This is a genomic window from Pararhizobium mangrovi (assembly GCF_006516965.1).
In the GTDB taxonomy this organism is placed as follows: domain Bacteria; phylum Pseudomonadota; class Alphaproteobacteria; order Rhizobiales; family Rhizobiaceae; genus Pararhizobium_B; species Pararhizobium_B mangrovi.
The window spans coordinates 24,692-46,715 of record NZ_VHLH01000033.1 but is presented as its reverse complement, the minus strand read 5'-3'; the positions used below and the strand labels follow the sequence as shown (position 1 = coordinate 46,715).

The window sequence follows — 22,024 nt, the reverse complement described above, 5'->3', positions numbered from 1 at the left end:
GCGTTCTTCGCACCCGAGATCGGAATGCTGCCGTTCAGACGATGGCCACCGACTATGCGTATGCGATCCATGCTCTCTCCGGGCTCGAAAGCCCGCCCCTATGCCGTGTCCGCTTTCGGTCCCGTTCGCTTACCGAGCAGCCGACGAATTCGATTTTCAGCTCAATCGGCATCGTCGCCCGGCGACCGGCTTCCCGCATCGAACGCGGAACCGCCATCGTCGTCCGACGCACGCCGCGCCTTCGCCTGCGCTTTGCGGCGTTTGAGATTCGCACGCAACTGTGCGGAAAGGCGCGCCTTGCGCGCATCCTTCGCCTCGCCGCCCTCCGGCGCCTCGTCCCGCTCACGCCCGGTCATCCGCTCGCCTTAACGCAAAGCCCCCACGAAAAACAAGGACCGTTCACGCGCCACCATTCAAGACCAGCACCCGAACGCTTGCACCACGCCCCGACCTGTGGCAAGAGCCCGCCGGACGCTGCCGTAGCTCAGGGGTAGAGCACTCCCTTGGTAAGGGAGAGGCCCGGGGTTCAAATCCCCGCGGCAGCACCATTAACCAGCTTCTTTTTCTCCGATGTCAAAAGACGCCTGGATCCACAAGGGTCTACCGGTGTTTGCACTGCCAAGCCGCAATGCGGCGTGCAAGCCGGCTCGGTGTAAGCACCGGTGTGGTGCAACGCACGCGACTTCTTTCAAGCGAAACCGATGATCGCTTCATCGTCCTTCAGCCAGGAACAGGTTGTCGCGGAAGTCTCCCGTTCGAAACGATCCGGCTCGGAACACGGATCGGCGGCGCATGCCTTCCGAACGGGCTGCATTTCGTTTGAAGACGGTGGCAAGAACTGGATGTGCGAATGTGCGGCACCCTGACGCATAATCGGCGCCGCCGGTTTTTGCCGACCTCCGCTCCTTCTAAATCAATGCCTTAACGCTACCGAAGCAGTCCCGCGATGCGTTGCCGTGCGGTTGCTGTGATCCGTCGGGCTCGCAAGGCGGAACTGACGGGACAACCCTTCGTTTCAACGTCGCATTCGAACCGGCAGGCGTCCGCTTCACGCGGTGCGGCTCGATGATGACGACGATGACTCATCCCTGCGCTTGAACGAGAGGAAGATCCGATGGCTCGCAAGCTCGTTGCCGACTTCATGCTCGAACGTCTCAAGGAATGGGGCGTCACCCGGATCTACGGATACCCGGGAGACGGCATATCCGGGCTCGTGGCCGCGCTCGGCCGCGACGACAAGGATCCGATTGCCTTCGTCCAGACGCGTCATGAGGAGGAAGCCGCCTTCATGGCCTGCGCCCATGCCAAGTGGACCGGCGAAGTGGGCGTGTGCCTCGCGACCTCCGGGCCCGGCGCCATCCACCTTTTGAACGGGCTTTACGACGCACGGCTCGACCACCAGCCGGTCTTCGCCATCGTCGGCCAGCAGGCGCGCTCCGCGATCGGCGGGCACTATCAGCAGGAAGTCGACCTGCAGAACCTCTTCAAGGATGTCGCCGGCGCCTACGTTCATACCTGTATGGTGCCGACGCAGGCCCGTCAGCTCATCGACCGCGGCATGCGCATCGCCGCCGGCGAGCGCACCGTGACCTGCATGATCGTACCGAACGACGTGCAGCAGGAGGAGGCCGTCGAGGTTCCGCCGATGGAACACGGTACGGTACATACCGGCGTCGGCTATACAGCACCGCGACTGGTACCCCGGCGTGCGGAACTGGAGGCGGCCGCCGATATCCTCAATGCCGGCGAAAAGGTCGGTATCGTGGTCGGTGCGGGTGCGCTGAATGCCGGCGACGAGGTGGCGGCAGTCGCCGAAGCGCTCGGCGCCGGCGTCGCCAAGGCGCTGCTCGGCAAGGCGGTGCTGCCGGACGACACGCCCTACGTGACCGGCCAGATGGGCCTTCTCGGCACGAAACCCTCCTGGGACCTGATGAAGGAGTGCGACACGCTCCTGATGATCGGCTCGGGCTTTCCCTATTCCGAATTCCTGCCCGAGGAAGGCAAGGCCAAGGGCGTGCAGATCGACATCGCGCCGCGCATGCTTTCCCTGCGCTATCCGATGGACGTCAATCTCGTCGGCGACGCGAAAGAGACGTTGAGCGATCTTCTGCCGCTTCTCCAGCGCAAGTCCGATCGCAGCTGGCGCGAAAAGATCGAGAAGGAAGTCGCCTCCTGGTGGGAGGACGAGGCCAAGCGCGCCGATCTCGGGGCGAACCCGATCAATCCGGAAAAGCTCTTCTGGGAGCTTTCCTCCCGGCTACCGCACCAGGCGATCATCAGTGCCGATTCCGGCACGTCGGCCAACTGGTTCGCCCGCGCGATCCGCATCCGGCAGGGCATGAAGGCGTCGCTGTCGGGCAATCTCGCGACCATGTGCCCCGGCGTGCCCTACACGACGGCCGCGAAGTTCTGCTTCCCCGACCGCGTGGCGATCGGCTTCGTCGGCGACGGCGCGATGCAGATGCTCGGGATCAACGCGCTGATCACCATCGCCAAATACTGGCGGGAATGGGCCGATCCGCGCTGCGTCATCGCCGTGCTCAACAACAACGATCTCAATCAGGTGACGTGGGAACTGCGCGCCATGGCGGGCTCGCCGAAGGTGGAGGAAACGCAGGACATACCCTTCTTCCCCTATGCCGATTTCGCCGAAAGCCTCGGCTTCGGCGTCGTCAGGCTCAACAGGCAGGAAAATGTCGGTGCCGCCTGGGACGAGGCCCTTTCGGCCGACCGGCCCTACCTGATCGACGCGCAGGTGGACGCGACGATGCCGACCCTGCCGCCGCACATCACCAGCAAGCAGGCGAAAAGCTTCGCTAAGGCGCTTCTTTCGGGCGATCCGGAAGGAGGGGCGCTGGTCTGGCACACCCTGGAACGCTCGCTGGTGTGAGGACGGCGGTCGACGTGCTGCAGGCCGATGCTACGCGCTGCCTCGGCTATACGGGCTATCTGCTCGCCGATGCGCTGGCGCATGCGGCGAACCTGCCGCTTTCCAGCCACTGCGCGCCGCCACCGCACCTGCCGGTCGCCTGCGCCAGCCTCTGCCAGGGGCGCATGGAATGGTTTCACGATCACGTACGCATCGAAAAGATGCGCTCGATGGCGCACCGGCGCCCGATGCCGCCGGCGCGATCTCGCCCGATCTCTCGCGCCCGGGCATCGGGCTCGCGCTGAAGGAAAAGGACGCGGGATCTTATCGGGCTGCGTGAACGACGCGGCGTTTTGAAGCGTCGGTCCCGATGAACGCCCCGTCTTCGTCCGCGTTCTCCGACCTGAACGAAGGACGACAACGCGAAGGAAACCGCTTTGGCATTCCAGGAACCCGGACGGGCACGAAGCGGCGCGCTTCTCGGTCATGGCGCCCGTCCCTCTCCCGCTATCAACCAGCCGCCGATGTCGAGCCGGCGGCTGATGCAAGCGATGGCGGGCGGGCTCGCGGTCGCGGCAGGCGTCGGCCTGCTCGCTGCCGGTGGAAAGCCGCCGTCGCGCGCCAGCAAGCTTGCCGCCGGTGGTGCGGCGCTGCTTGCCGCGAGCGTCGTCGCCGACAGTGCTATGGAACACTATCGCGGCAACTACAAGAAACCGGCCATGCACGTCGCGCCGATCGCCGCGGCCATCACGCTCGCCACCGCCGTCGCCACGCTGGTGTCGGCCCGCGGCGCACGCGTGAAGACGGCGATCTTCGGCGGTGCCGTCACGACAGGTCTCTTCGGCCTCGGTTTCCACGTGAAGAACATCCTGGAACGGCCGGGCGGCCTCTCCTTCAACAATCTGTTCTATCGTGCACCCTTCGGCGCGCCGGGTGCTCTCCTGCTGGCGGGTCTTGCGGGTATCGGTGCGGTTGACGCGCAGGCTGCAGACACTTGCGGCACCGTCCGGCTCCGGCACGGTTCCGGCCGCCTTTTGGGCGCCCTCACGGCGTTCGGCCTGTTCGGGCTGACGGCGGAGATCGGCCTCCTGCATTTCCGGGGCGCCTTCCACAACAAGCTCATGTATCTGCCGGTCTCGGCGCTTCCCCTCAACGCGGTCTCGATCGCCTATGCCGTCGCCCGGCCGGGCTGCCGTCACGAGCGGCAGGCGGCGGGATGGCTCGCCGGAACGATGGGCCTTGCCGTCGCCGGCACGGGCCTGCATGCCTACGGTGTCAGCCGCAACATGGGCGGCTTCTCCAACTGGACGCAGAATCTCTTCCAGGGCCCGCCCGTCGCAGCACCACCGAGCCTTGCCGGCATCGCCATGATCGGCCTTGCCGCACTCGATCTCGTGACACCGGGGAGCGAACCCGAATGAGCCGCGAACACCTGAAACGCTTCCGCACCCCCTATCCGGACTACAACGTGCTGGCGAAGTGGGACACGCCCTCCTTCGACGACGTCACCCGCCGCGTCATCGCCCATCGGCTGGAGCATGTGCCGAAGCGCCGCTTTCTCGACGAGGCACAATACGCCCTGCTCCGGGCCGTCATGGACACCGTCCTGCCGCAGCCCGAACGCAGCGAGGCGGACCGCATTCCGCTCGAGGCGCTGCTGGACGAGAAGCTCGCCATGAATCTGACCGACGGCACCCGGCACAAGGACGTCCTGACGCAGCGCGAGGCGTGGCCGCGCGGCCTCGCCGCGATCGATGCGGAAGCGCACGCCATGCACGGTCGCGGTTTCCTCTCGCTCTCCGCCGACGAGCGGCACTCGGTCCTCGAAGCGATCGACACCGGAAGGGTGGACGGCGAGCACTGGAAAGGCCTCGTGCCGAAGAGCTTCTTCCGCCACGTGCTGCTCAAGCAGGCGGTGAAGATCTACTATTCCCATCCTGCCGCATGGAACGAGATCGGCTTCGGCGGCCCGGCCGCCCCCCGTGGCTATCTGCGCCTCGGACCGGACATGCGCGATCCGTGGGAGGCCGAGGAGAAGCGCCGTCCGCAGGAGGCCGAGGATCTTTCGGAGGACGAGACATGAGCGCGATCGCCTCCGACGCCGAATTCACCCTGCGAGCAACGAAGGGCCGTGCACCCAACGTCTTCCGCCGCGGCGAGTGGGTGCCGATGCGCGAATACGACGAGAACGAGCCGGTCGATTTCGCGATCGTCGGCACGGGCTGCGGCGGCTCGGTCCTCGCCGCACGGCTCGCCGAAGCCGGGTTTTCCGTCGTCGCCTTCGACGCCGGCGCGTTCTATCGGCCGCTCGAGGATTTCGCATCCGACGAGGCCGAACAGGAAAAGCTCTACTGGCTGGACGAGCGGATCTCGGGCGGCAACGATCCGCTGGAATTCGGCTCCAACAATTCGGGCAAGTGCGTCGGCGGGACGACCGTGCACTTCCAGATGGTGGCGCTTCGCTTCCGTCCGGAGTGGTTCAAGTCCCGCACCGCGCTCGGCTACGGCCACGATTGGCCCGTCGACTGGCGCGAGATGTGGCGCTACTACGCCATTGCCGAGAACGACATGAAGATCGCCGGCCCCGTTCGCTATCCATGGGGGCCGAAGCGCGGGCGCTACCCCTATCGCGAGCACGAACTGTCCGCTTCCGCACTCGTCCTGGCGCGCGGCGCCGAGGCGATGGGCGTGAAATGGACGACGACGCCGACCGCCTCGCTTTCCGCCCCGCGCGGCGAGGCGCATCCGTGCGTCAATCGCGGCTTCTGCAAGATCGGCTGCGCGACCAACGCCAAGCAGTCGATGCTCGTGACCTACGTCCCCCGCGCGCTCGCGGCAGGCGCGGAAATCCGCGACCTCGCCATGGTCGGGCGGATCGAGACCGGGCCGGACGGACGGGCAACCGGCGTCCACTACCACCGCGATGGGAAATGGCGTTTCCAGAAGGCGAAGAACGTCGTGGCCTCGGGCTACTCGATCGAAACGCCGCGCCTCCTCCTCAATTCGGCGAGCGAGAAACATCCGGACGGGCTCGCCAATTCTTCGGGGCTCGTCGGCAAGGCCCTGATGGCGCACACGAACAACGCCGTGTGGGGCATCATGAACGAGGAAATCCGCTGGTACAAAGGCCCGCCTTCGCTTGCCGTATGCGAGCACTGGAACTACGTCGACGAGGGCAAGGATTTCGACGGCGGCTATTCCTTTATGAGTCAGGGTCCGCTGCCGACGGACTTCGCGACGACGCTCGTCGAAAACGAAGGCCCCTTCGGCGCCGATCTGCGCAACTGGATGGCGCATTACAACCACATGGCGGGCCTGAAGATCGTCGGCGAAACGATGCCGAACGACGACAATCGCGTGGAGCTTTCCGACGAGAAGGACCGCCTCGGCCTGCCGATCCCGAAGGTCACGTTCTCGCTTTCGGACAACGACAAGCGGCTGGCGGCACACGCCGAGGACTTCATGAGCCGCATGCTGGAGGCCGCCGGCGGATCGAACCTCTTCCACACGGCAAGCACCGCGCACCTCATGGGCGGGTGCCGCATGGGCGACGATCCGGCAACGAGCGTCGTCGATGCCAGCGGGCGCTCGTGGGACATCGACAATCTGTTCGTCTGCGACGGCTCCCTCTTCCCGACGGCCGGCGGCGTGAACCCGTCGATGACGATCGTCGCCAATTCGCTGCGCATCGCCGACCGCATCATCGCGATGGGCAAGCGCGGCGAACTGAGCCAATCCGCGGCGGCAGACGGCAAACGCGGCGCATGAGGCGAAAGCGCGCGCATCCTCGATCGTCGCGTGCCGGGATGAAAGCCTGCCGGATATCGTAAGGACGGGTGACGGGCGTTCGCAATGGCGGCGCGGCGTTCTGCAAGCCGATGCAGCCGACAGTTCGCCGATTCCGTTCTTGAGATCTTCGACGGTACGGCGTTCGACGCGTCGCAGCGCATGCTTCCCGCACCCGGCCGCGGCGCGGGCGGCCGGGTGCCGACCGAGCCCCTTATCTACCAGCAGGAGAACCAGTCGCCTTCAGATCCGCGCGACGATCCCGCTCATCGTTTCGGCCAGTTCCGTCAGCGTTTCGAGCGGCAGACGTCGGGTCGGACCGCTCAGCCCGAAGCCCGCCCGCACCTCGCCGTCGTCGATCCAGGGCACGGCGACGCAGTTCAGCCCCGGCAGGTAGTTCTCCTGGTCCAGCGCGTAACCGCGTTCGGCCGTGGCGTCGATCTCGGCATCGATCGAGGGGCCGATGCGGTCGGCGTGCGGGCCGAGCATGCGCCGGCGCAGCGACGGGATATGCGCGAGGAAGAGAAGGCCGATCGCCGACCCCACCATCGGCGTGCGCTGGCCTTCCTGGCTTGCGGCCTTCAACGGCTTCAGGCTCTCGATCGCGTCGAGAAAATAGACCTCGTCGCCCGAAGGCACCGCGACGAAGACGGTCTCGCCCGTTTGTTCCGCCATCGCTTCCAGCGCCGGGCGCAGCGTCCGGCGGAGACCGCTGTCGTTACCCGCCACGCGAGCAAGATTGAGGATGCGATCGCCGAGATAGTAGCGCGTGTTCTTCTCCCTGCGCCGGACGTAGCCGAGCGCATGCAGCGTCTTCAGGATGTTATGCGCCGTCGTCGGTTTCAGACGCGTCTCGCGCGCGATCTCGTTCAGATGGGCGGCACCGCCGGCATGGGCGATGCATTCGAGGATTTCGAGCGCGCGCTCGACCGACTGGACCATGGACTCCTCCCTATTTCAGTTCGAAGTTCAATATGGCTGAACTTTTTATGGAAGATAGCCGAAACCTCACATTCATCGCTGAATTTCCGGAACCGTTGACGATCCTCGTGCTTTCCGATCCGACGCCGCGACCGGCATTCCCCAAAGACGGAGATGATGATGATGACCCGATTGATGATCGCCCGTGCCACGCCGCTGCAGGGACAGCACGAGACCCTTCGAACCCGCGTCGAGGAGCTTGCCCGTCGGGTGCGGCGCGAACCCGGCAACATCCGTTTCGAAAGCTACGGCGAGGACGACAGCGGCGCCGTCGTCATGCTCGAGGAATACCGTGACGACGCGGCCTTCGACGCCCATCTTTCCATGGACCATACCAAGGCCTTCAACGCGGCGCTGAAGGAGATCGCGGCCGGAGGGAGTTCCGAGGTGAGCGAACTTTCTCCGCTCGCGCGCGAGAAAACCGCCGCCGAACCGTTCCGCGCGATCGACCATCTGGGCGTGACCGTGCCGGATCTTCCCGCGGCCGCGCGCTTCTTCGAACAAGCGTTCGGCGCGTCGACCCTCTACGAGGTCAAGACGCCCGACGAGGAACCCCAGGCCGGCCGCGAAGCCGAACGCCAGCTCGGCCTGACGGAAGGAACGAAGATCGTCCACATGCGGCTGATGCGGCTCGGCGACGGCCCATGCCTCGAACTCTTCCAGATCGCAGATGGCGAACAGCGTCCCGCCCCGCAGTTGCAGGATCTCGGGCTCACCCATTTCGGCCTTTACGTCGACGATATGGATGCGGCGATCGCCGCCTTCGAAAACGCAGGCGGGGAACTTCTGGAAGGCCCTCATCCGCTGGCCGCCGTCGAAGATAAGGGCGACAATGCCGGCATCTACGGCCGGGCGCCATGGGGCATGCTGATTGAGTTCCTAACCTACCCGGACGGTATCGACTACCCGAACGACGCGCCGACGATCCGCTGGACGCCCCGCCCCTGAACCCTTTTTTTCGAAAGCTGCTATCATGATCAAGATGACGATGTTCCTGAAGCGCAACCCGGAAATCTCGCACGACGAATTCGTCCGCCATCATATCGAGGATCACGGACCGCTCTTCCGTTCGATCCCCGAGGCGGACGACCACGTGCTGCGCTACATCCAGACCCATCCGGTCGAACCGCCGAAGGGCACGATCGCCCAGGCCGACTACGACGGCACGGCCGAGATCTGGTTCGACAGCCGCGAGGGCATGCGCGCCGTCCTTACCTCGCAGACCTACCAGGACGAGGTTTTCCCCGACGAAAAGACCTTTCTCGACCACGAGACGACGCTGATCCTCGTGGGCGAGCAGACCGAAATCATCGAAGAGCAGGAGTGACGTTCATCGCCATCCCGGTCGATCCACGACATTCCCGACGATAAGCGCGCACGCGTCTTACGTGCATGCTTCCCTCGGCGACGGGCGTATCAAACACGATCGCACGGACGGCATGGAAACGGCCTCGACGACCGGTCGCGGACGTGTTTCCGTAATCGGGCGACCATGCGCTACACTTTTGGTATTGAAACCGTTCGCCGAGTCCCGTTCGGTTCGTTCGATGCCCTTTCGCCTCCCGCCTGAAGGAATGACGACCATGCCCCTGCCCGAAAAAGCCTTTCCCGTTTCGTGGGATCAGTTCCATCGCGACGCGAGAGCGCTCGCATGGCGGCTTTCGGGAAGCGGAACGACGTGGGAGGCGATCGTGTGCATCACCCGCGGCGGGCTCGTTCCCGCCGCGATCATCGCGCGCGAACTCGGCGTGCGGCTGATCGAGACGGTCTGCGTGGCTTCCTATCACGACTATACCACGCAGGGCGAAATGCAGGTGCTGAAGGAGGTTTCCGCCGACCTCCTCGAAGACGAGGGCGAGCGCGTGCTGATCATCGACGACCTGACCGACACCGGCAAGACGGCGGCGATCGTGCGGGCGATGATGCCGAAGGCGCATTTCGCGACGGTCTATGCCAAGCCCAAAGGCCGGCCCCTCGTCGATACCTTCGTCACCGAGGTGAGCCAGGATACCTGGATCTATTTTCCGTGGGACATGGGCTTTTCCTATCAGGAGCCGATCGCCCACGACGAGAAGGACTGAGGCGCCCCGAGCCTTCACGACGGCCCGGCCCTCGCAAGGACGCCCGCGGCTGTGTCCGATATGCACCCTTCTCCCCGATTCTTTTCGGTGCGCAGCCGAAACTGCACCCTTGACAGCGGCGCGAACGCCGGCTGGCCAAGCTCTCCGTGTGTTTCCCCGATATCCACACAAGATGTTGTGGACGAGATCTCAGCGAACGCCAGCGCTTGACCGGAAGACCCGACTCGCGGCCTCTTGAACCGGACGCGGCCGGCATCTCTACGAACCGGTCGCTTTCCCGGAACGGCGTGCGTGATCCAAGGTGCCGGCGCCGATCGATGTGGCGCATCGGCACCGCTGGACGCCCCGCCGATTCCGGTCGGTCGACGCTGGTGGACAACAACGGTTAACACTATATTTAGTGTTGCGGATCAGCGTTGCCACAAGATACGGATTTCAGGTCGAATTGATCTGAACTCCGATTCTCCGGGGGTGGCAGGGTCTTCGGCGCTGCCAGATTGTGGGAAACTGCGCGAGCCGGCTGGCATCAGCGGCGCGCGAGCATTGGAAGGACGATAAGCCATGCGCATCGAGCGTCATTTCACCAAGGCCGGACAGTCCGCCTATGCGGAGATCGAATTCCGCAAGGCGACGAGCGAGATCCGCAATCCGGACGGCTCCATCGTCTTCCGCCTGGCCGATATCGACGTGCCCGCGCAGTTCTCCCAGGTCGCCGCCGACATTCTGGCGCAGAAATATTTCCGCAAGGCAGGCGTCCCCGCGGCCTTGAAGAAGGTCGAGGAGAACTCCGTTCCGTCCTGGCTGTGGCGCTCCGTCGCCGACGAAAAGGCGCTTGCCGAGCTGCCGGAAGAGGAACGCTATGGTTCCGAAACCGACGCACGCCAGATCTTCGATCGCCTTGCCGGCACCTGGACCTATTGGGGCTGGAAGGGCAGCTATTTCGCCTCCGAGGACGATGCGCTCTCCTTCCGCGACGAGCTCGCCTACATGCTCGCGACCCAGCGCGTCGCGCCGAACTCGCCGCAGTGGTTCAACACCGGCCTGCACTGGGCCTACGGCATCGATGGCCCCGGCCAGGGCCATTTCTACGTCGACCCGTTCACCGGCACCCTGACGAAGTCCGAATCGGCCTACGAGCATCCGCAGCCGCACGCCTGCTTCATCCAGTCGGTCGAGGACGATCTCGTCAACGACAACGGCATCATGGATCTGTGGGTGCGAGAGGCGCGGCTCTTCAAGTACGGCTCGGGCACCGGTTCGAACTTCTCGCATCTGCGCGGAGAAGGCGAGAAGCTTTCCGGCGGCGGCAAGTCGTCGGGCCTCATGTCCTTCCTCAAGATCGGCGACCGGGCGGCCGGCGCAATCAAGTCCGGCGGCACGACGCGCCGCGCGGCGAAGATGGTCGTCGTCGACATCGACCATCCGGACATCGAGAACTACATCGACTGGAAGGTGCGCGAGGAGCAGAAGGTCGCAGCCCTCGTCACCGGCTCGAAGACCGTCTCGCATCACCTGAAGGCCATCATGAAGGCCTGCGTGAACTGCGAAGGGTCGCAGGACGATTGCTTCGATCCGCAGCTGAACACCGCGCTCAAGCGCGAGGTAAAGGCAGCCAAAAAGGCAAGCGTTCCGGAGAACTACGTCAAGCGCGTCATCCAGTTCGCCAGGCAGGGCTACACGGACATCGAGTTCCCGGTCTACGACACGGACTGGGATTCGGAAGCCTACCTCACCGTCTCCGGCCAGAACTCGAACAACTCCGTCTCGATCAAGGACGAGTTCCTGCGCGCGGTCGAGTCCGATGGCGACTGGAACCTGACCGGGCGCATCGACGGGCGCGTGATGAAGACCGTCAAGGCGCGCGACCTGTGGGAGAAGATCGGCTTCGCAGCCTGGGCGTCGGCCGATCCGGGCCTGCACTTCAACACGACGATGAACGACTGGCACACCTGCGCGTCCGCCGGTGCGATCCGGGCCTCGAACCCGTGCTCGGAATACATGTTCCTCGACGACACGGCCTGCAATCTCGCGTCGCTGAACCTCCTTCAGTTCAAGGACGCGACGACGAAGAACATCGACGTCGCCGCGTTCGAGCACGCCACACGGCTTTGGACGATGGTGCTCGAGATCTCGGTGATGATGGCGCAGTTCCCCTCGCGCCAGATCGCCGAACTCTCCTACCGCTACCGCACGCTCGGCCTCGGCTACGCCAATATCGGCGGCCTGCTGATGACCTCCGGCATCCCCTACGACTCGACCGAAGGCCGGGCGATTGCCGGTGCCCTGACGGCGATCATGACGGGTGTCGCCTATGCGACCTCGGCGGAGATGGCCGGCGAACTCGGCACCTTCCCGGGCTATCAGGAAAACCGCGAGCACATGCTGCGCGTCATGCGCAACCACCGGCGTGCCGCCCGCGGCGAGCGCCAGGGCTACGAGAAGCTTGCTGTGAACCCGGTTCCGCTCGCCCATAACGAGTGCCCGGATCCGGCGCTGATCGCGCATGCGACGGCCGCATGGGACAACGCCGTCGCGCTCGGCGAAAAGAACGGCTACCGTAATGCGCAGGCGACCGTCATCGCGCCGACCGGGACGATCGGCCTCGTCATGGACTGCGACACGACCGGCATCGAGCCCGATTTCGCGCTCGTGAAGTTCAAGAAGCTCGCCGGTGGCGGCTACTTCAAGATCATCAACCGCGCCGTGCCGGAAGCGCTTCGCACGCTCGGTTACAGCGAAAGCCAGATCGCCGAGATCGAGGCCTATGCCGTCGGCCACGGCAACCTCAATCAGGCGCCGGCGATCAATCCGGGTTCGCTCAAGGCCAAGGGCTTCACCGACGAAATCATCGAGACGCTGAACGGCGCCCTGAAGTCGGCCTTCGACATCAAGTTCGCCTTCAACCAGTTCACGCTGGGCGCCGATTTCTGCCGAGACGTGCTCGGCTGCTCGGACGAGCAGCTCGCCGACTTCTCCTTCAACATGCTGGAGCATCTTGGCTTCAAGAAGAAGGAGATCGAGGCTGCGAACATCCACATCTGCGGCGCGATGACGCTCGAGGGCGCGCCCTTCCTGAAGGACGAGCACCTGCCCGTCTTCGACTGCGCGAACCCGTGCGGCAAGGTCGGCAAGCGCTACCTCTCGGTCGAAAGCCACATCCGCATGATGGCCGCCGCCCAGCCCTTCATCTCAGGCGCGATCTCCAAGACGATCAACATGCCGAACGACGCCACGGTCGAGGATTGCACGAGCGCCTACATGCTCTCGTGGAAGCTCGCGCTGAAGGCGAACGCGCTCTACCGCGACGGCTCCAAGCTCTCCCAGCCGCTCAACGCCTCGCTGATCGAGGACGACGATGAGGACGAGGACGCGTTGGAGGAGATCGCCGCAGCACCGGCCGCCGTGCAAGCCGCTCAGGTGACGGAAAAGATCGTCGAGCGCATCATCGAGAAGGTGTCGCGCGAACGCGAGAAGCTTCCCGGCCGGCGCAAGGGCTACACCCAGAAGGCGATCGTCGGCGGCCACAAGGTCTATCTTCGAACCGGCGAATTCGACGACGGCCGCCTCGGCGAGATCTTCATCGACATGCACAAGGAGGGCGCCGCCTTCCGCGCGATGATGAACAATTTCGCGATCGCCATCTCGCTCGGCCTGCAATACGGCGTGCCGCTCGAGGAATATGTGGAGGCCTTCACCTTCACGAAGTTCGAGCCGGCCGGCATGGTCCAGGGCAACGACGCGATCAAGAACGCGACGTCGATCATGGACTACGTCTTCCGCGAACTGGCGATCTCCTATCTCGGCCGCCACGACCTCGCCCATGTCGACATCACGGACTTTTCCAACACCGCGCTCGGCAAGGGCGTGAAGGAAGGCAACGCCCAGATCGTCTCGACGGGGCTCACCCGCGGCTTCAAGCCGACGCTCGTGCAGAATGCCGGCTCGACCGGTTCCGGCTCGGCGAACGACGGCAGTGCCCAGGCGAGCGCACGCGGCAAGGGTGGTACGGTCACGGCAATGGCCACCACAAAGGGCGGCTCGGCGGCCGCCGCGGCGATCGCCAACCCCTCGCCCACCGCACTTTCGGAAGAAAGCCCGGCCTTCAAGCGCGACTATGAAAGCCATGCCGAAGCGCATGCCGAGGTCGGCACGGAAACGGCAACCTTCACCGACGCTGCGGCCGAAGAGGCACAGCGCGCCAAGCAGGAAGCCGCCGAAGCGAAGAAGCTGCAGGCCGATCGGCGCATGAAGTCGATCATGCAGGGCTACACCGGCAACATGTGCTCGGAATGCCAGAACTTCACGATGGTGAGGAACGGAACCTGCGAAAAGTGCGACACCTGCGGCTCGACGAGCGGCTGTAGCTGACACTCCGCTTGCTCGATATTAGTGATGATGACCGACGAGGCCGCTGCTTGATAGCAGCGGCCTCCGTGTCAATCAGACCGTAAGCCGACTATCGCCTCAGTTCATAAGGTAGAGCTGCGTCAACTGGTTGCCGATGTCCTTGAAGACGGACTCGAGATCGCTCGCATTGTCCACAGCGTAATAGTTTGCAGGATCGGTGACGCAATTGTCCCGGTAAAGCTTGCGGTTGGAGTTGGTGTCGGCGTTGAGTAGCACGGCATAAATGTCGACGTTCTTGCTTCTCAGATTGGCGCAGACGGTCTTCGTCCAGTCGTCGACGTGACTGACGGCAGTACCCTTGCTCGTCGTATCGAAACGGTTCGAGTCGAGATATCCGTATGCACCGTAATCGGACTTGTTGATCTTGGCCTTCTGGGCGCCGAAGACAGCGTTTTCGCCATCGGTGAAGAGCACCACCGCCTTGGACACCTTGTCGTCGTTGAAGCCGCCACCGCCGGTGAAGGGCTCGGCGGGAGAAAGCACCCTTTCGCCCCAAGCGAGGCCTTCCGAAACGTTCGTTCCCGAGCCGTTGAAGTAGTTCATCGCTGAGATACTGGATTCGAGGCCGTCAAAATCGTCCGTCAACGGAACGATGGGCGACGGACACGCTCGGTTCGGACCGTTGGTCAGCGAGCCCGTTTCACTGATTTCGCTGAGGTCGGCCTGGCTGGCGGAGGTGTATTTCGTCACGTTCGACTGGCGTTTGCGTTGATCGGCAACCGCGTCGGCACCGTCGAACTCGTATTCCCCATAGCTTGGCTTGCCGGGGTGGTCGTACTCCTTGCCGTCCAGGATATCGTCGGCAAGATAGGAATTGTTGAAGTAATCGGCGTCATTGCCGGCCGACGAGCCGTACTTCGATGAATTGCCGACCGGACGTGCCTTACCGGGTTCGTCCGGAGCGAAATACGGCGTGAAGAGCGTTTCCGGATCACTGGCCGAAGGCGGCGCATCATCCAGATTGTAAGGCTTTGCCCGCGCCTCCACACACCCTTTCCATACGCGCGCCGGCTCGCTGTCGGCGGCATAGGGACCATCATGCCAGTCGCCCGTACCCGTTGCGAGATACTTGCTCTCGGGCCAGACCTCGTCCTGGTCGGCATTGGCGAGATCGGCGAAAAGATGCCAGTTGCTGACGCCTCCCGTCACATACGCGCTATCCTGGGCCGTCGTCGGGTTGTGGTCGAAGCCGCTCAACCATTTCGGATTCCATTCCGCATTACGCACGTTGACCGCGGTGACGAACGGGACCAAGGCAGCGGTGATCGGCTTTTCCTGGCCGTTGTCCTTCTTGCGCTTTTCGGATTGCTTGCGCAGAATTTCAGTCAGGCTCTTGGCGGCCGTACGCAACTGCTTGATGCCATTGGCACCGAGTGAGCCCGTATTGTCGAGAACCATCGCCACTTCCAGCGACTGTGTGGACTGGTAGGAGACCGCGTCGAGATCGAGGTGCAGATCGGCGAAGTTGAAACGGCCGAGAAAAGCCAGCTTGACGTCGGCCGACGCCTTGCCGGTGGCCTGAAGCGAGTTTGCACTGCCCTTGAAGTCGATGTCGCCGGCAACGTTGTAGAGCGTCCGGCCGTTCGAAGCGCCTGCGGCCAGGACACGTTCGAAGGTCGCACGACGTTCGTCGGTGTTCTCGTTGGTCTTTGACGCGGCAAGCACTGCATCGTCCACCGCGTGCTGCAACGCCTCGCGCGCGGAAAAGATATTCGCCGTGTCGATCGCCACCCCTGCGGAAAGGACGAGCACCGGCAGCATCAATGCTGTCAGCAGCCCGAAATTTCCGCTTTTCGAAGCAAGCAGATCCCCAACGTTCTTCATCGACGTCTCCAGCACGCATGTTACCCGTGGCAGACCATGAATGGACGCTCATTAAGGCTTGGTTGCGCGCGTGCAGACCTATCGATGCTGAAAACGGGAACGAGATAACGGCGAACGGGATTTCTGAAGTCTCATCAGACGCTTAGGTTCTATCTGGCGTTAGTTTGGCGAGTTTGCGTTGTGAACCGGCTTTCGATCGGCACGGTGTACAATCCCATAACGGCATCCGCGGTACTTTAACGACCTGTCGCCGATCGCGTCGTCCGTATGGGCAAAGCGGGGATAGCCTGATAACGCAGCGATAAGTTACGGCGGCGATCCTTCGATCAAACGATCGAGGGTGGACGGCGCCCGGTATGGTTCGAATATCGGATTCAAGGAGCTGGGACCATGAAGGACGAAAGCTATTCCCGCATTCTCGTCTTCATCGCCGGACTTCTCGGGGCGGCAGGGGTCGCCATGGCGGCGGGTGCGGCGCATGGCGGCGGAGCGGTGCGACTTCTGGCGCCGGCTTCTGCGATGTGCCTCGTCCATGCGCCGAGCCTGATCGCGCTCGATGCGCGTCGGCCGCGGCCGGGCATGTTCACGCTTGCTTCGGCTCTTCTCGGCGGCGGTACGCTGCTCTTCGCCGGTGATCTCGCGACGCAGGCAATGCGCGACGAACGGCTTTTTCCCTATGCCGCTCCGATCGGCGGCACGCTGATGATCGTCGGCTGGGCCGCCGTCGCGCTCGCAGCCTTCGCGCCGGCGAGAAAAAGCCGACCCTGAACGCCATCATCGACGCGAAGAACGATCCAAAGGCCGGATCGCGACCTTGCCCCTTTTCCGGCTCGACCAATTCGGGAACCGAGCCGGATGCGAGCGGATCGGTGGCCGCTTCATGATAAAGAAAAGCCGGCATTCGCGCCGGCTCGACCTTCGAATTCAATATCGGCGAGGTCGGCCGATCAGGTCCGGTCGATGGCGTCCTTGACGCCCTTCTTCGCGGTGCCCTTGGCATCCTGCAGATGGCCCTTGGCCTCCTGGTCGTGACCTTCGGCCTTCATTTCGCGGTCGTGGCTCGCCTCGCCCGCGGCCTGCTTGGCCTTGCCGGTCACTTTGTTCGCGGCGCCCTTCGCCTTGTCGGTAAAACTGCTCATCGCTTCCGTCCTTTTATGGTTGGGACAAAAAGAAAACGTCCCATGACGTGCGGAGTTCCCCGGGAAGATGCGCCATATCGGCGCTTCGAGGGCCTTGCATTCGCAGGCGATGGGCCCATAATCAGGGCTCTCGCGTTGGGAGAAGCTGGCTTCGCGCCGGTGCCGAAGGAGCAACCGCCCCGGAAACTCTCAGGCAAAAGGACCAGCCGAGCCGACAGAACTCTGGAGAGAGCCGCTCATGGATGCGGCCGCCGACGGGATAACAATCTCAGGCGAAAGGACAGAGGGGGTTTCAAGGAAGGCCCGAGGGTCTTTGCCGGCAACCCCGCGGACGCCACTGCTACTGGCCTCCGCGCAACTGTGAGGCTCCGTGTGAGCGAACCGAAAACCCTGAAAGAAACGCCGCTTGCCGCGCTCCATCGCCGGCTCGATGCCCGCATGGTGCCCTTCGCCGGCTATGCGATGCCGGTGCAATATCCGACCGGGATCATGAAGGAGCATCTCGCCACGCGCGAGAGCGCCGGCCTTTTCGACGTCTCCCATATGGGGCAGATCTTCATCCGTGCGAAGTCCGGCAGGCTCGAGGATGCGGCCCTGGCGCTCGAAACGACGACGCCGGTCTCCGTCGCCGGACTGAAGCCCGGACGCCAGCGATACGGGCTCTTCACCAACGAGCGCGGTGGCATTCTCGACGACTTCATGGTCGCCAACCGCGAGGATCACCTGTTCCTGGTCGCCAACGCGGCCTGCAAGCAGGCCGATCTCGAAAACCTCGAGGCACGGCTCGGCGAGACCTGCGACGTGACCATGGTGGAAGATCGCGTCCTGCTCGCGCTTCAGGGGCCGAAGGCAGAGGCGGTGCTTACGAGCCTCGCGCCGGAGGCTGCCGAAATGCGCTTCATGGACGTTCGCACGCTGACGCTGAGCGGCGTCGAATGCATCGTTTCGCGATCCGGCTACACGGGCGAAGACGGCTACGAGATTTCGATCCCCGCCGACCACGCCGAAGCGATCGCCGAAGCGCTTCTGGAAAAAGGCGATGTCGCTCCCGCCGGCCTCGGCGCGCGGGATTCGCTGCGGCTCGAAGCCGGGCTCTGCCTCTACGGCAACGACATGGACGAAGACACGACCCCGGTCGCGGCGGCACTCGGCTGGGCGATCCAGAAGGTCCGCCGCCGGGGCGGCGAACGCGAGGGCGGCTTTCCGGGTGCTGAAATCATTCTCGCCGAACTCGAGAACGGCGCCGCGCGGACGCGCGTCGGCCTGAAGCCCGAAGGCCGGCGGCCGATCCGTGCCGAGACGCCGATCTATGTCTCCGACGAAGAAAAGGGCAATCCGATCGGCTCCGTCACGTCCGGCAGCTTCGGCCCGAGCGTCGGCGGTCCGGTCGCCATGGGCCACGTGCCGGCCGATGTCGCCGTGCCCGGCAAGCGGCTCTACACCGAGATCCGTGGCGATTTCCTGCCGCTGACGGTGGTCGAGCTGCCGTTCGTCGCGCCCTGCTACAAGCGCTGATCCGACAGGACGGCCCGAACCCGGCGACGCCCGATTTCATCGACGCCCCAAGAGGAAAACGACAACCATGCTGAAATTCACCGAAGACCACGAGTGGCTGAACATCGAGGACGGTGTCGCGACCGTCGGCATCACGGCGCATGCGGCCGAGCAGCTCGGCGACCTCGTCTTCGTGGAACTGCCCGACGACGGCAGCGAATTCGACAAGGGTGCGGAAGCCGCCACGGTCGAATCCGTCAAGGCCGCTTCGGACGTCTTCTGTCCCCTCTCCGGCACCATCACCGAAGTCAACCAGGCGATCGCCGACGACCCCTCGCTTGTCAATTCGGACCCAATGGGCAAGGGCTGGTTCTTCAAGCTCAAGCTCGCGAACCCCGCCGATGCCGACGCGCTGATGGATCAGGCCGCCTACGAGGCCCATACGTCCTAGGCCCATACGCCCGGCCCGCATGCGGCGTCTTCACGAATGACGACCGACGCCGATAGAGCATGTCGCGCGACCGCACGGATCGCAGCCTGCGCCCTTACCATGGAGAAAGCGATGGCTTTCGAATTCACAGACTACGAGCCGTACGATTTCGCCAACCGCAGGCATATCGGCCCCTCGCCGGCCGAGATGGAGGAAATGCTGGCCGCGATCGGCGTCGACAGCCTCGATGCGCTGATCGATTCCACCGTGCCGAAGGGCATCCGGCAGGAAGAGCCGCTGGACTGGGGCAAGGCGCTCACCGAGCGCGAGGCGCTCGACAAGCTGCGCGCGACGGCGAACCGGAACAGCAACTACACCTCGCTCCTCGGCCAGGGATACCACGGCACCATCACGCCTCCGGTCATCCAGCGCACGATCCTCGAAAACCCGGCCTGGTACACGGCCTATACGCCCTATCAGCCGGAAATCAGCCAGGGCCGGCTCGAAGCCCTCCTGAACTACCAGACGATGGTTTCGGACCTGACGGGCCTCGACGTGGCGAACGCCTCCCTGCTCGACGAGGCGACGGCGGCGGCGGAAGCCATGGCCATCGCGCAGCGCGTTGCGAAGTCCAAGGCGAAGACCTTCTTCGTCGACGCCGAGTGCCATCCGCAGACGATCGACGTCGTGAAGACCCGCGCCGAGCCGCTCGGCTGGACGGTCGTCGTCGGCGATCCGCTGACCGAGCTCGACGCCTCCGCCGTCTTCGGCGCGCTCTTCCAGTATCCCGGCACGAACGGGCATATCCGCGACTTCACCGATGCGATCGCCGCCCTTCACGGCGAGAACGCGATCGGCATCGTCGCCGCCGATCCGCTCTCGCTGGCGCTCCTGAAATCGCCCGGCGAGATGAACGCGGATATCGCCATCGGTTCCACGCAGCGCTTCGGCGTGCCGATGGGTTACGGCGGTCCGCATGCCGCCTACATGGCCGTGCGCGAGGCCTTCAAGCGGTCGACCCCCGGCCGCCTCGTCGGGGTGTCGGTCGACGCGCGCGGCAACCCCGCGCTTCGCCTCGCTCTGCAGACGCGCGAGCAGCACATCCGCCGCGAAAAGGCGACGTCGAACATTTGCACCGCCCAGGTGCTGCTCGCCGTCATGGCGTCGATGTACGCCGTCTTCCATGGACCGAAGGGTATTCAGGCGATCGCCCAGCGTGTGCACAAGCGCACCGCAGCGCTTGCCGACGGGCTCTCGAAGCTCGGCTTTGCGGTCGAACCCGAAACCTTCTTCGATACGATCACCATCGAGGCCGGCGACCAGCGCGAGGCGATCGTGAAGGCCGCGCTCGGCGAGGAGATCAATCTGCGCCGCGTCGGGGAGACGAAGATCGCCATCACCCTCGACGAGCGGTCGCGCGGCGACATCGTCGAGGCGGTCTGGCGCGCCTTCGGTGGCGACATGGCCTTCGACGACATGGCGCCGCGGGTGGCGATCGACGAGAAGCAGTTCCGTCGCACGGACTACCTGACCCACCCGATCTTCCATAAGAACCGGGCGGAAAGCGAGATGACGCGCTATATCCGCCGTCTGTCCGACCGCGACCTGGCGCTCGACCGGGCGATGATCCCGCTCGGCTCCTGCACCATGAAGCTGAACGCCACGGCGGAAATGCTGCCGATCTCATGGCCGGAATTTTCCGAGCTGCACCCCTTCGCGCCCGCCGACCAGGCCGAAGGCTATCGCGAGCTGATCGACGATCTTTCCGATAAGCTGTGCGCGATCACCGGCTACGACGCGATCTCCATGCAGCCGAACTCCGGCGCGCAAGGCGAATACGCCGGGCTCCTGACGATCCGCGCCTGGCATCGCGCCAACGGCGACGAGCACCGCAACGTCTGCCTCATCCCGACCTCCGCGCACGGCACGAACCCGGCCTCCGCGCAGATGGCGGGCATGAAGGTCGTACCGGTCAAGGCGCTCGAAAACGGAGACATCGACGAGGCGGATTTCCGCGAGAAGGCGGAAAAGCACGCCGAAAACCTCGCCGCCTGCATGATCACCTATCCATCGACGCATGGCGTGTTCGAGGAGAACGTGCGCACGATCTGCGACATCACGCATCAAAACGGCGGGCAGGTCTATCTCGACGGCGCCAACCTTAACGCACTGGTCGGCCTCGCGCGGCCGGGCGACGTCGGCGCCGACGTCAGCCATTTGAACCTGCACAAGACGTTCTGCATCCCGCATGGCGGCGGCGGCCCCGGCATGGGACCGATCGGCGTGAAGGCACATCTGACCGAGCACCTGCCCGGCCACTGCATGACGGACGGACGCCCCGGCGCCGTCGCCGCCGCACCCTACGGCTCGGCCTCGATCCTGCCGATCTCGTGGAGCTACTGCCTGATGATGGGCGGTGCGGGCCTGACGCAGGCGACGCGCGTCGCGATCCTGAATGCGAACTACCTCGCCGCCCGTCTCGCCGACGGCTACAAGGTTCTCTACACGGCGCGCAACGGCCGCGTGGCGCACGAATGCATCGTCGATACGCGCCCCCTCAACGAAAGCGCCGGCATCTCCGTCGACGACGTCGCCAAGCGGCTGATCGACTGCGGGTTCCATGCGCCGACCATGAGCTGGCCGGTCGCCGGAACGCTGATGATGGAGCCGACCGAATCGGAGACCAAGGCCGAACTCGACCGTTTCTGCGATGCGATGCTGCTCATCCGTCGCGAAGCGAAGGATGTCGAGGAAGGCCGCTTAGACAGGGAGAACAACCCGCTGAAGCGCGCCCCGCACACGGTCGAGGACCTCGTCGGCGAATGGGACCGCCCCTACCCGCGCGAGACCGGCTGCTTCCCGCCAGGCTCGATGCGCGTCGACAAGTACTGGTCGCCGGTCAACCGTGTCGACAATGTCTACGGCGACCGCAATCTCGTCTGCTCCTGCCCTCCGATGGAAGCCTACGACGAGGCCGCGGAGTAGGACACGCCAGCGCCACGGTCTGCGAACC

At 64.4% G+C, this 22,024-nt stretch carries 17 protein-coding genes, 1 tRNA gene and 1 riboswitch; of the genes, 14 read left to right on the top strand and 4 right to left on the bottom strand.

Annotated elements, in window-relative coordinates:
- Positions 1–161 precede the first annotated feature (161 nt).
- On the bottom strand, positions 162–356 hold the full coding sequence (locus FJU11_RS15580) for a hypothetical protein (RefSeq protein WP_141167999.1): 195 nt from the start codon (positions 354–356) through the stop codon (positions 162–164).
- 117 nt (positions 357–473) lie between these two features.
- Here FJU11_RS15580 and FJU11_RS15575 point away from each other — a divergent pair.
- The 6 genes from FJU11_RS15575 to FJU11_RS15555 all read left to right on the top strand — a co-directional run bounded on the left by FJU11_RS15575 (position 474) and on the right by FJU11_RS15555 (position 6,637).
- A tRNA-Thr gene (locus FJU11_RS15575) sits at positions 474–548 on the top strand.
- A gap of 566 nt (positions 549–1,114) precedes the next feature.
- A complete protein-coding gene (locus FJU11_RS15570) occupies positions 1,115–2,890 on the top strand; it encodes a thiamine pyrophosphate-requiring protein (RefSeq protein ID WP_141167998.1) in 1,776 nt (591 codons plus the stop codon).
- On the top strand, positions 2,887–3,174 hold the full coding sequence (locus FJU11_RS15565) for an enolase C-terminal domain-like protein (protein ID WP_210242900.1): 288 nt from the start codon (positions 2,887–2,889) through the stop codon (positions 3,172–3,174). Before FJU11_RS15570 ends, FJU11_RS15565 begins: the two co-directional genes overlap by 4 nt.
- 132 nt (positions 3,175–3,306) lie before the next feature.
- On the top strand, positions 3,307–4,290 hold the full coding sequence (locus tag FJU11_RS18390; RefSeq protein WP_181408210.1) for a hypothetical protein: 984 nt from the start codon (positions 3,307–3,309) through the stop codon (positions 4,288–4,290).
- Positions 4,287–4,952: a gluconate 2-dehydrogenase subunit 3 family protein gene (locus FJU11_RS15560; RefSeq protein ID WP_181408209.1), complete on the top strand. Its 666-nt coding sequence runs from the start codon at positions 4,287–4,289 to the stop codon at positions 4,950–4,952. Before FJU11_RS18390 ends, FJU11_RS15560 begins: the two co-directional genes overlap by 4 nt.
- The gene (locus FJU11_RS15555; protein WP_141167996.1) at positions 4,949–6,637 is read left to right on the top strand and encodes a GMC family oxidoreductase; all 1,689 of its coding nucleotides are present in this window, start codon (positions 4,949–4,951) and stop codon (positions 6,635–6,637) included. The genes FJU11_RS15560 and FJU11_RS15555 overlap by 4 nt, the downstream gene beginning before the upstream one ends.
- A gap of 261 nt (positions 6,638–6,898) precedes the next feature.
- Here the strand turns inward: FJU11_RS15555 and FJU11_RS15550 are convergent, their stop codons facing one another.
- Positions 6,899–7,597: an IclR family transcriptional regulator gene (locus tag FJU11_RS15550; protein WP_141167995.1), complete on the bottom strand. Its 699-nt coding sequence runs from the start codon at positions 7,595–7,597 to the stop codon at positions 6,899–6,901.
- Between the two features lie 159 nt (positions 7,598–7,756).
- Between FJU11_RS15550 and FJU11_RS15545 the strand changes: the two genes are divergently transcribed.
- The 4 genes from FJU11_RS15545 to FJU11_RS15530 all read left to right on the top strand — a co-directional run bounded on the left by FJU11_RS15545 (position 7,757) and on the right by FJU11_RS15530 (position 14,085).
- A complete protein-coding gene (locus FJU11_RS15545; RefSeq protein ID WP_181408208.1) occupies positions 7,757–8,584 on the top strand; it encodes an antibiotic biosynthesis monooxygenase in 828 nt (275 codons plus the stop codon).
- A 25-nt stretch (positions 8,585–8,609) separates the two neighbouring features.
- A complete protein-coding gene (locus FJU11_RS15540) occupies positions 8,610–8,963 on the top strand; it encodes an EthD domain-containing protein (protein WP_141167994.1) in 354 nt (117 codons plus the stop codon).
- A 256-nt stretch (positions 8,964–9,219) separates the two neighbouring features.
- The gene (gene gpt / locus FJU11_RS15535; RefSeq protein WP_141167993.1) at positions 9,220–9,717 is read left to right on the top strand and encodes a xanthine phosphoribosyltransferase; all 498 of its coding nucleotides are present in this window, start codon (positions 9,220–9,222) and stop codon (positions 9,715–9,717) included.
- Between the two features lie 561 nt (positions 9,718–10,278).
- Positions 10,279–14,085, top strand: a complete 3,807-nt coding sequence (locus tag FJU11_RS15530) for a vitamin B12-dependent ribonucleotide reductase (protein WP_141167992.1) — start codon at positions 10,279–10,281, stop codon at positions 14,083–14,085.
- 96 nt (positions 14,086–14,181) lie between these two features.
- On the opposite strand, the gene FJU11_RS15525 is transcribed toward FJU11_RS15530, so the two are convergent.
- Complete coding sequence (locus FJU11_RS15525) at positions 14,182–15,948, bottom strand: TadE/TadG family type IV pilus assembly protein (RefSeq protein ID WP_141167991.1); 1,767 nt, start codon at positions 15,946–15,948, stop codon at positions 14,182–14,184.
- A gap of 390 nt (positions 15,949–16,338) precedes the next feature.
- Between FJU11_RS15525 and FJU11_RS15520 the strand changes: the two genes are divergently transcribed.
- Positions 16,339–16,716 (top strand): DUF423 domain-containing protein, encoded by a 378-nt coding sequence (locus FJU11_RS15520; RefSeq protein WP_141167990.1) that lies wholly within the window; start codon positions 16,339–16,341, stop codon positions 16,714–16,716.
- Positions 16,717–16,895: 179 nt separating this feature from the next.
- Here FJU11_RS15520 and FJU11_RS15515 read toward each other — a convergent pair whose 3' ends face one another.
- Complete coding sequence (locus FJU11_RS15515) at positions 16,896–17,087, bottom strand: CsbD family protein (RefSeq protein WP_141167989.1); 192 nt, start codon at positions 17,085–17,087, stop codon at positions 16,896–16,898.
- Positions 17,088–17,212: 125 nt separating this feature from the next.
- Positions 17,213–17,302: riboswitch (glycine riboswitch) on the top strand.
- Positions 17,303–17,459: 157 nt separating this feature from the next.
- On the opposite strand from FJU11_RS15515, the gene gcvT reads away from it, so the two are divergent.
- The 3 genes from gcvT (at position 17,460) to gcvP (ending at position 21,996) form a co-directional block, all read left to right on the top strand.
- Positions 17,460–18,602, top strand: coding sequence for a glycine cleavage system aminomethyltransferase GcvT (gene gcvT / locus FJU11_RS15510; RefSeq protein ID WP_141167988.1), 1,143 nt, complete (start codon positions 17,460–17,462; stop codon positions 18,600–18,602).
- A gap of 67 nt (positions 18,603–18,669) precedes the next feature.
- Positions 18,670–19,032 (top strand): glycine cleavage system protein GcvH, encoded by a 363-nt coding sequence (gcvH, locus tag FJU11_RS15505; RefSeq protein WP_141167987.1) that lies wholly within the window; start codon positions 18,670–18,672, stop codon positions 19,030–19,032.
- Between the two features lie 111 nt (positions 19,033–19,143).
- Complete coding sequence (gcvP, locus tag FJU11_RS15500) at positions 19,144–21,996, top strand: aminomethyl-transferring glycine dehydrogenase (RefSeq protein WP_235891065.1); 2,853 nt, start codon at positions 19,144–19,146, stop codon at positions 21,994–21,996.
- The last annotated feature ends 28 nt before the right edge of the window (positions 21,997–22,024 follow it).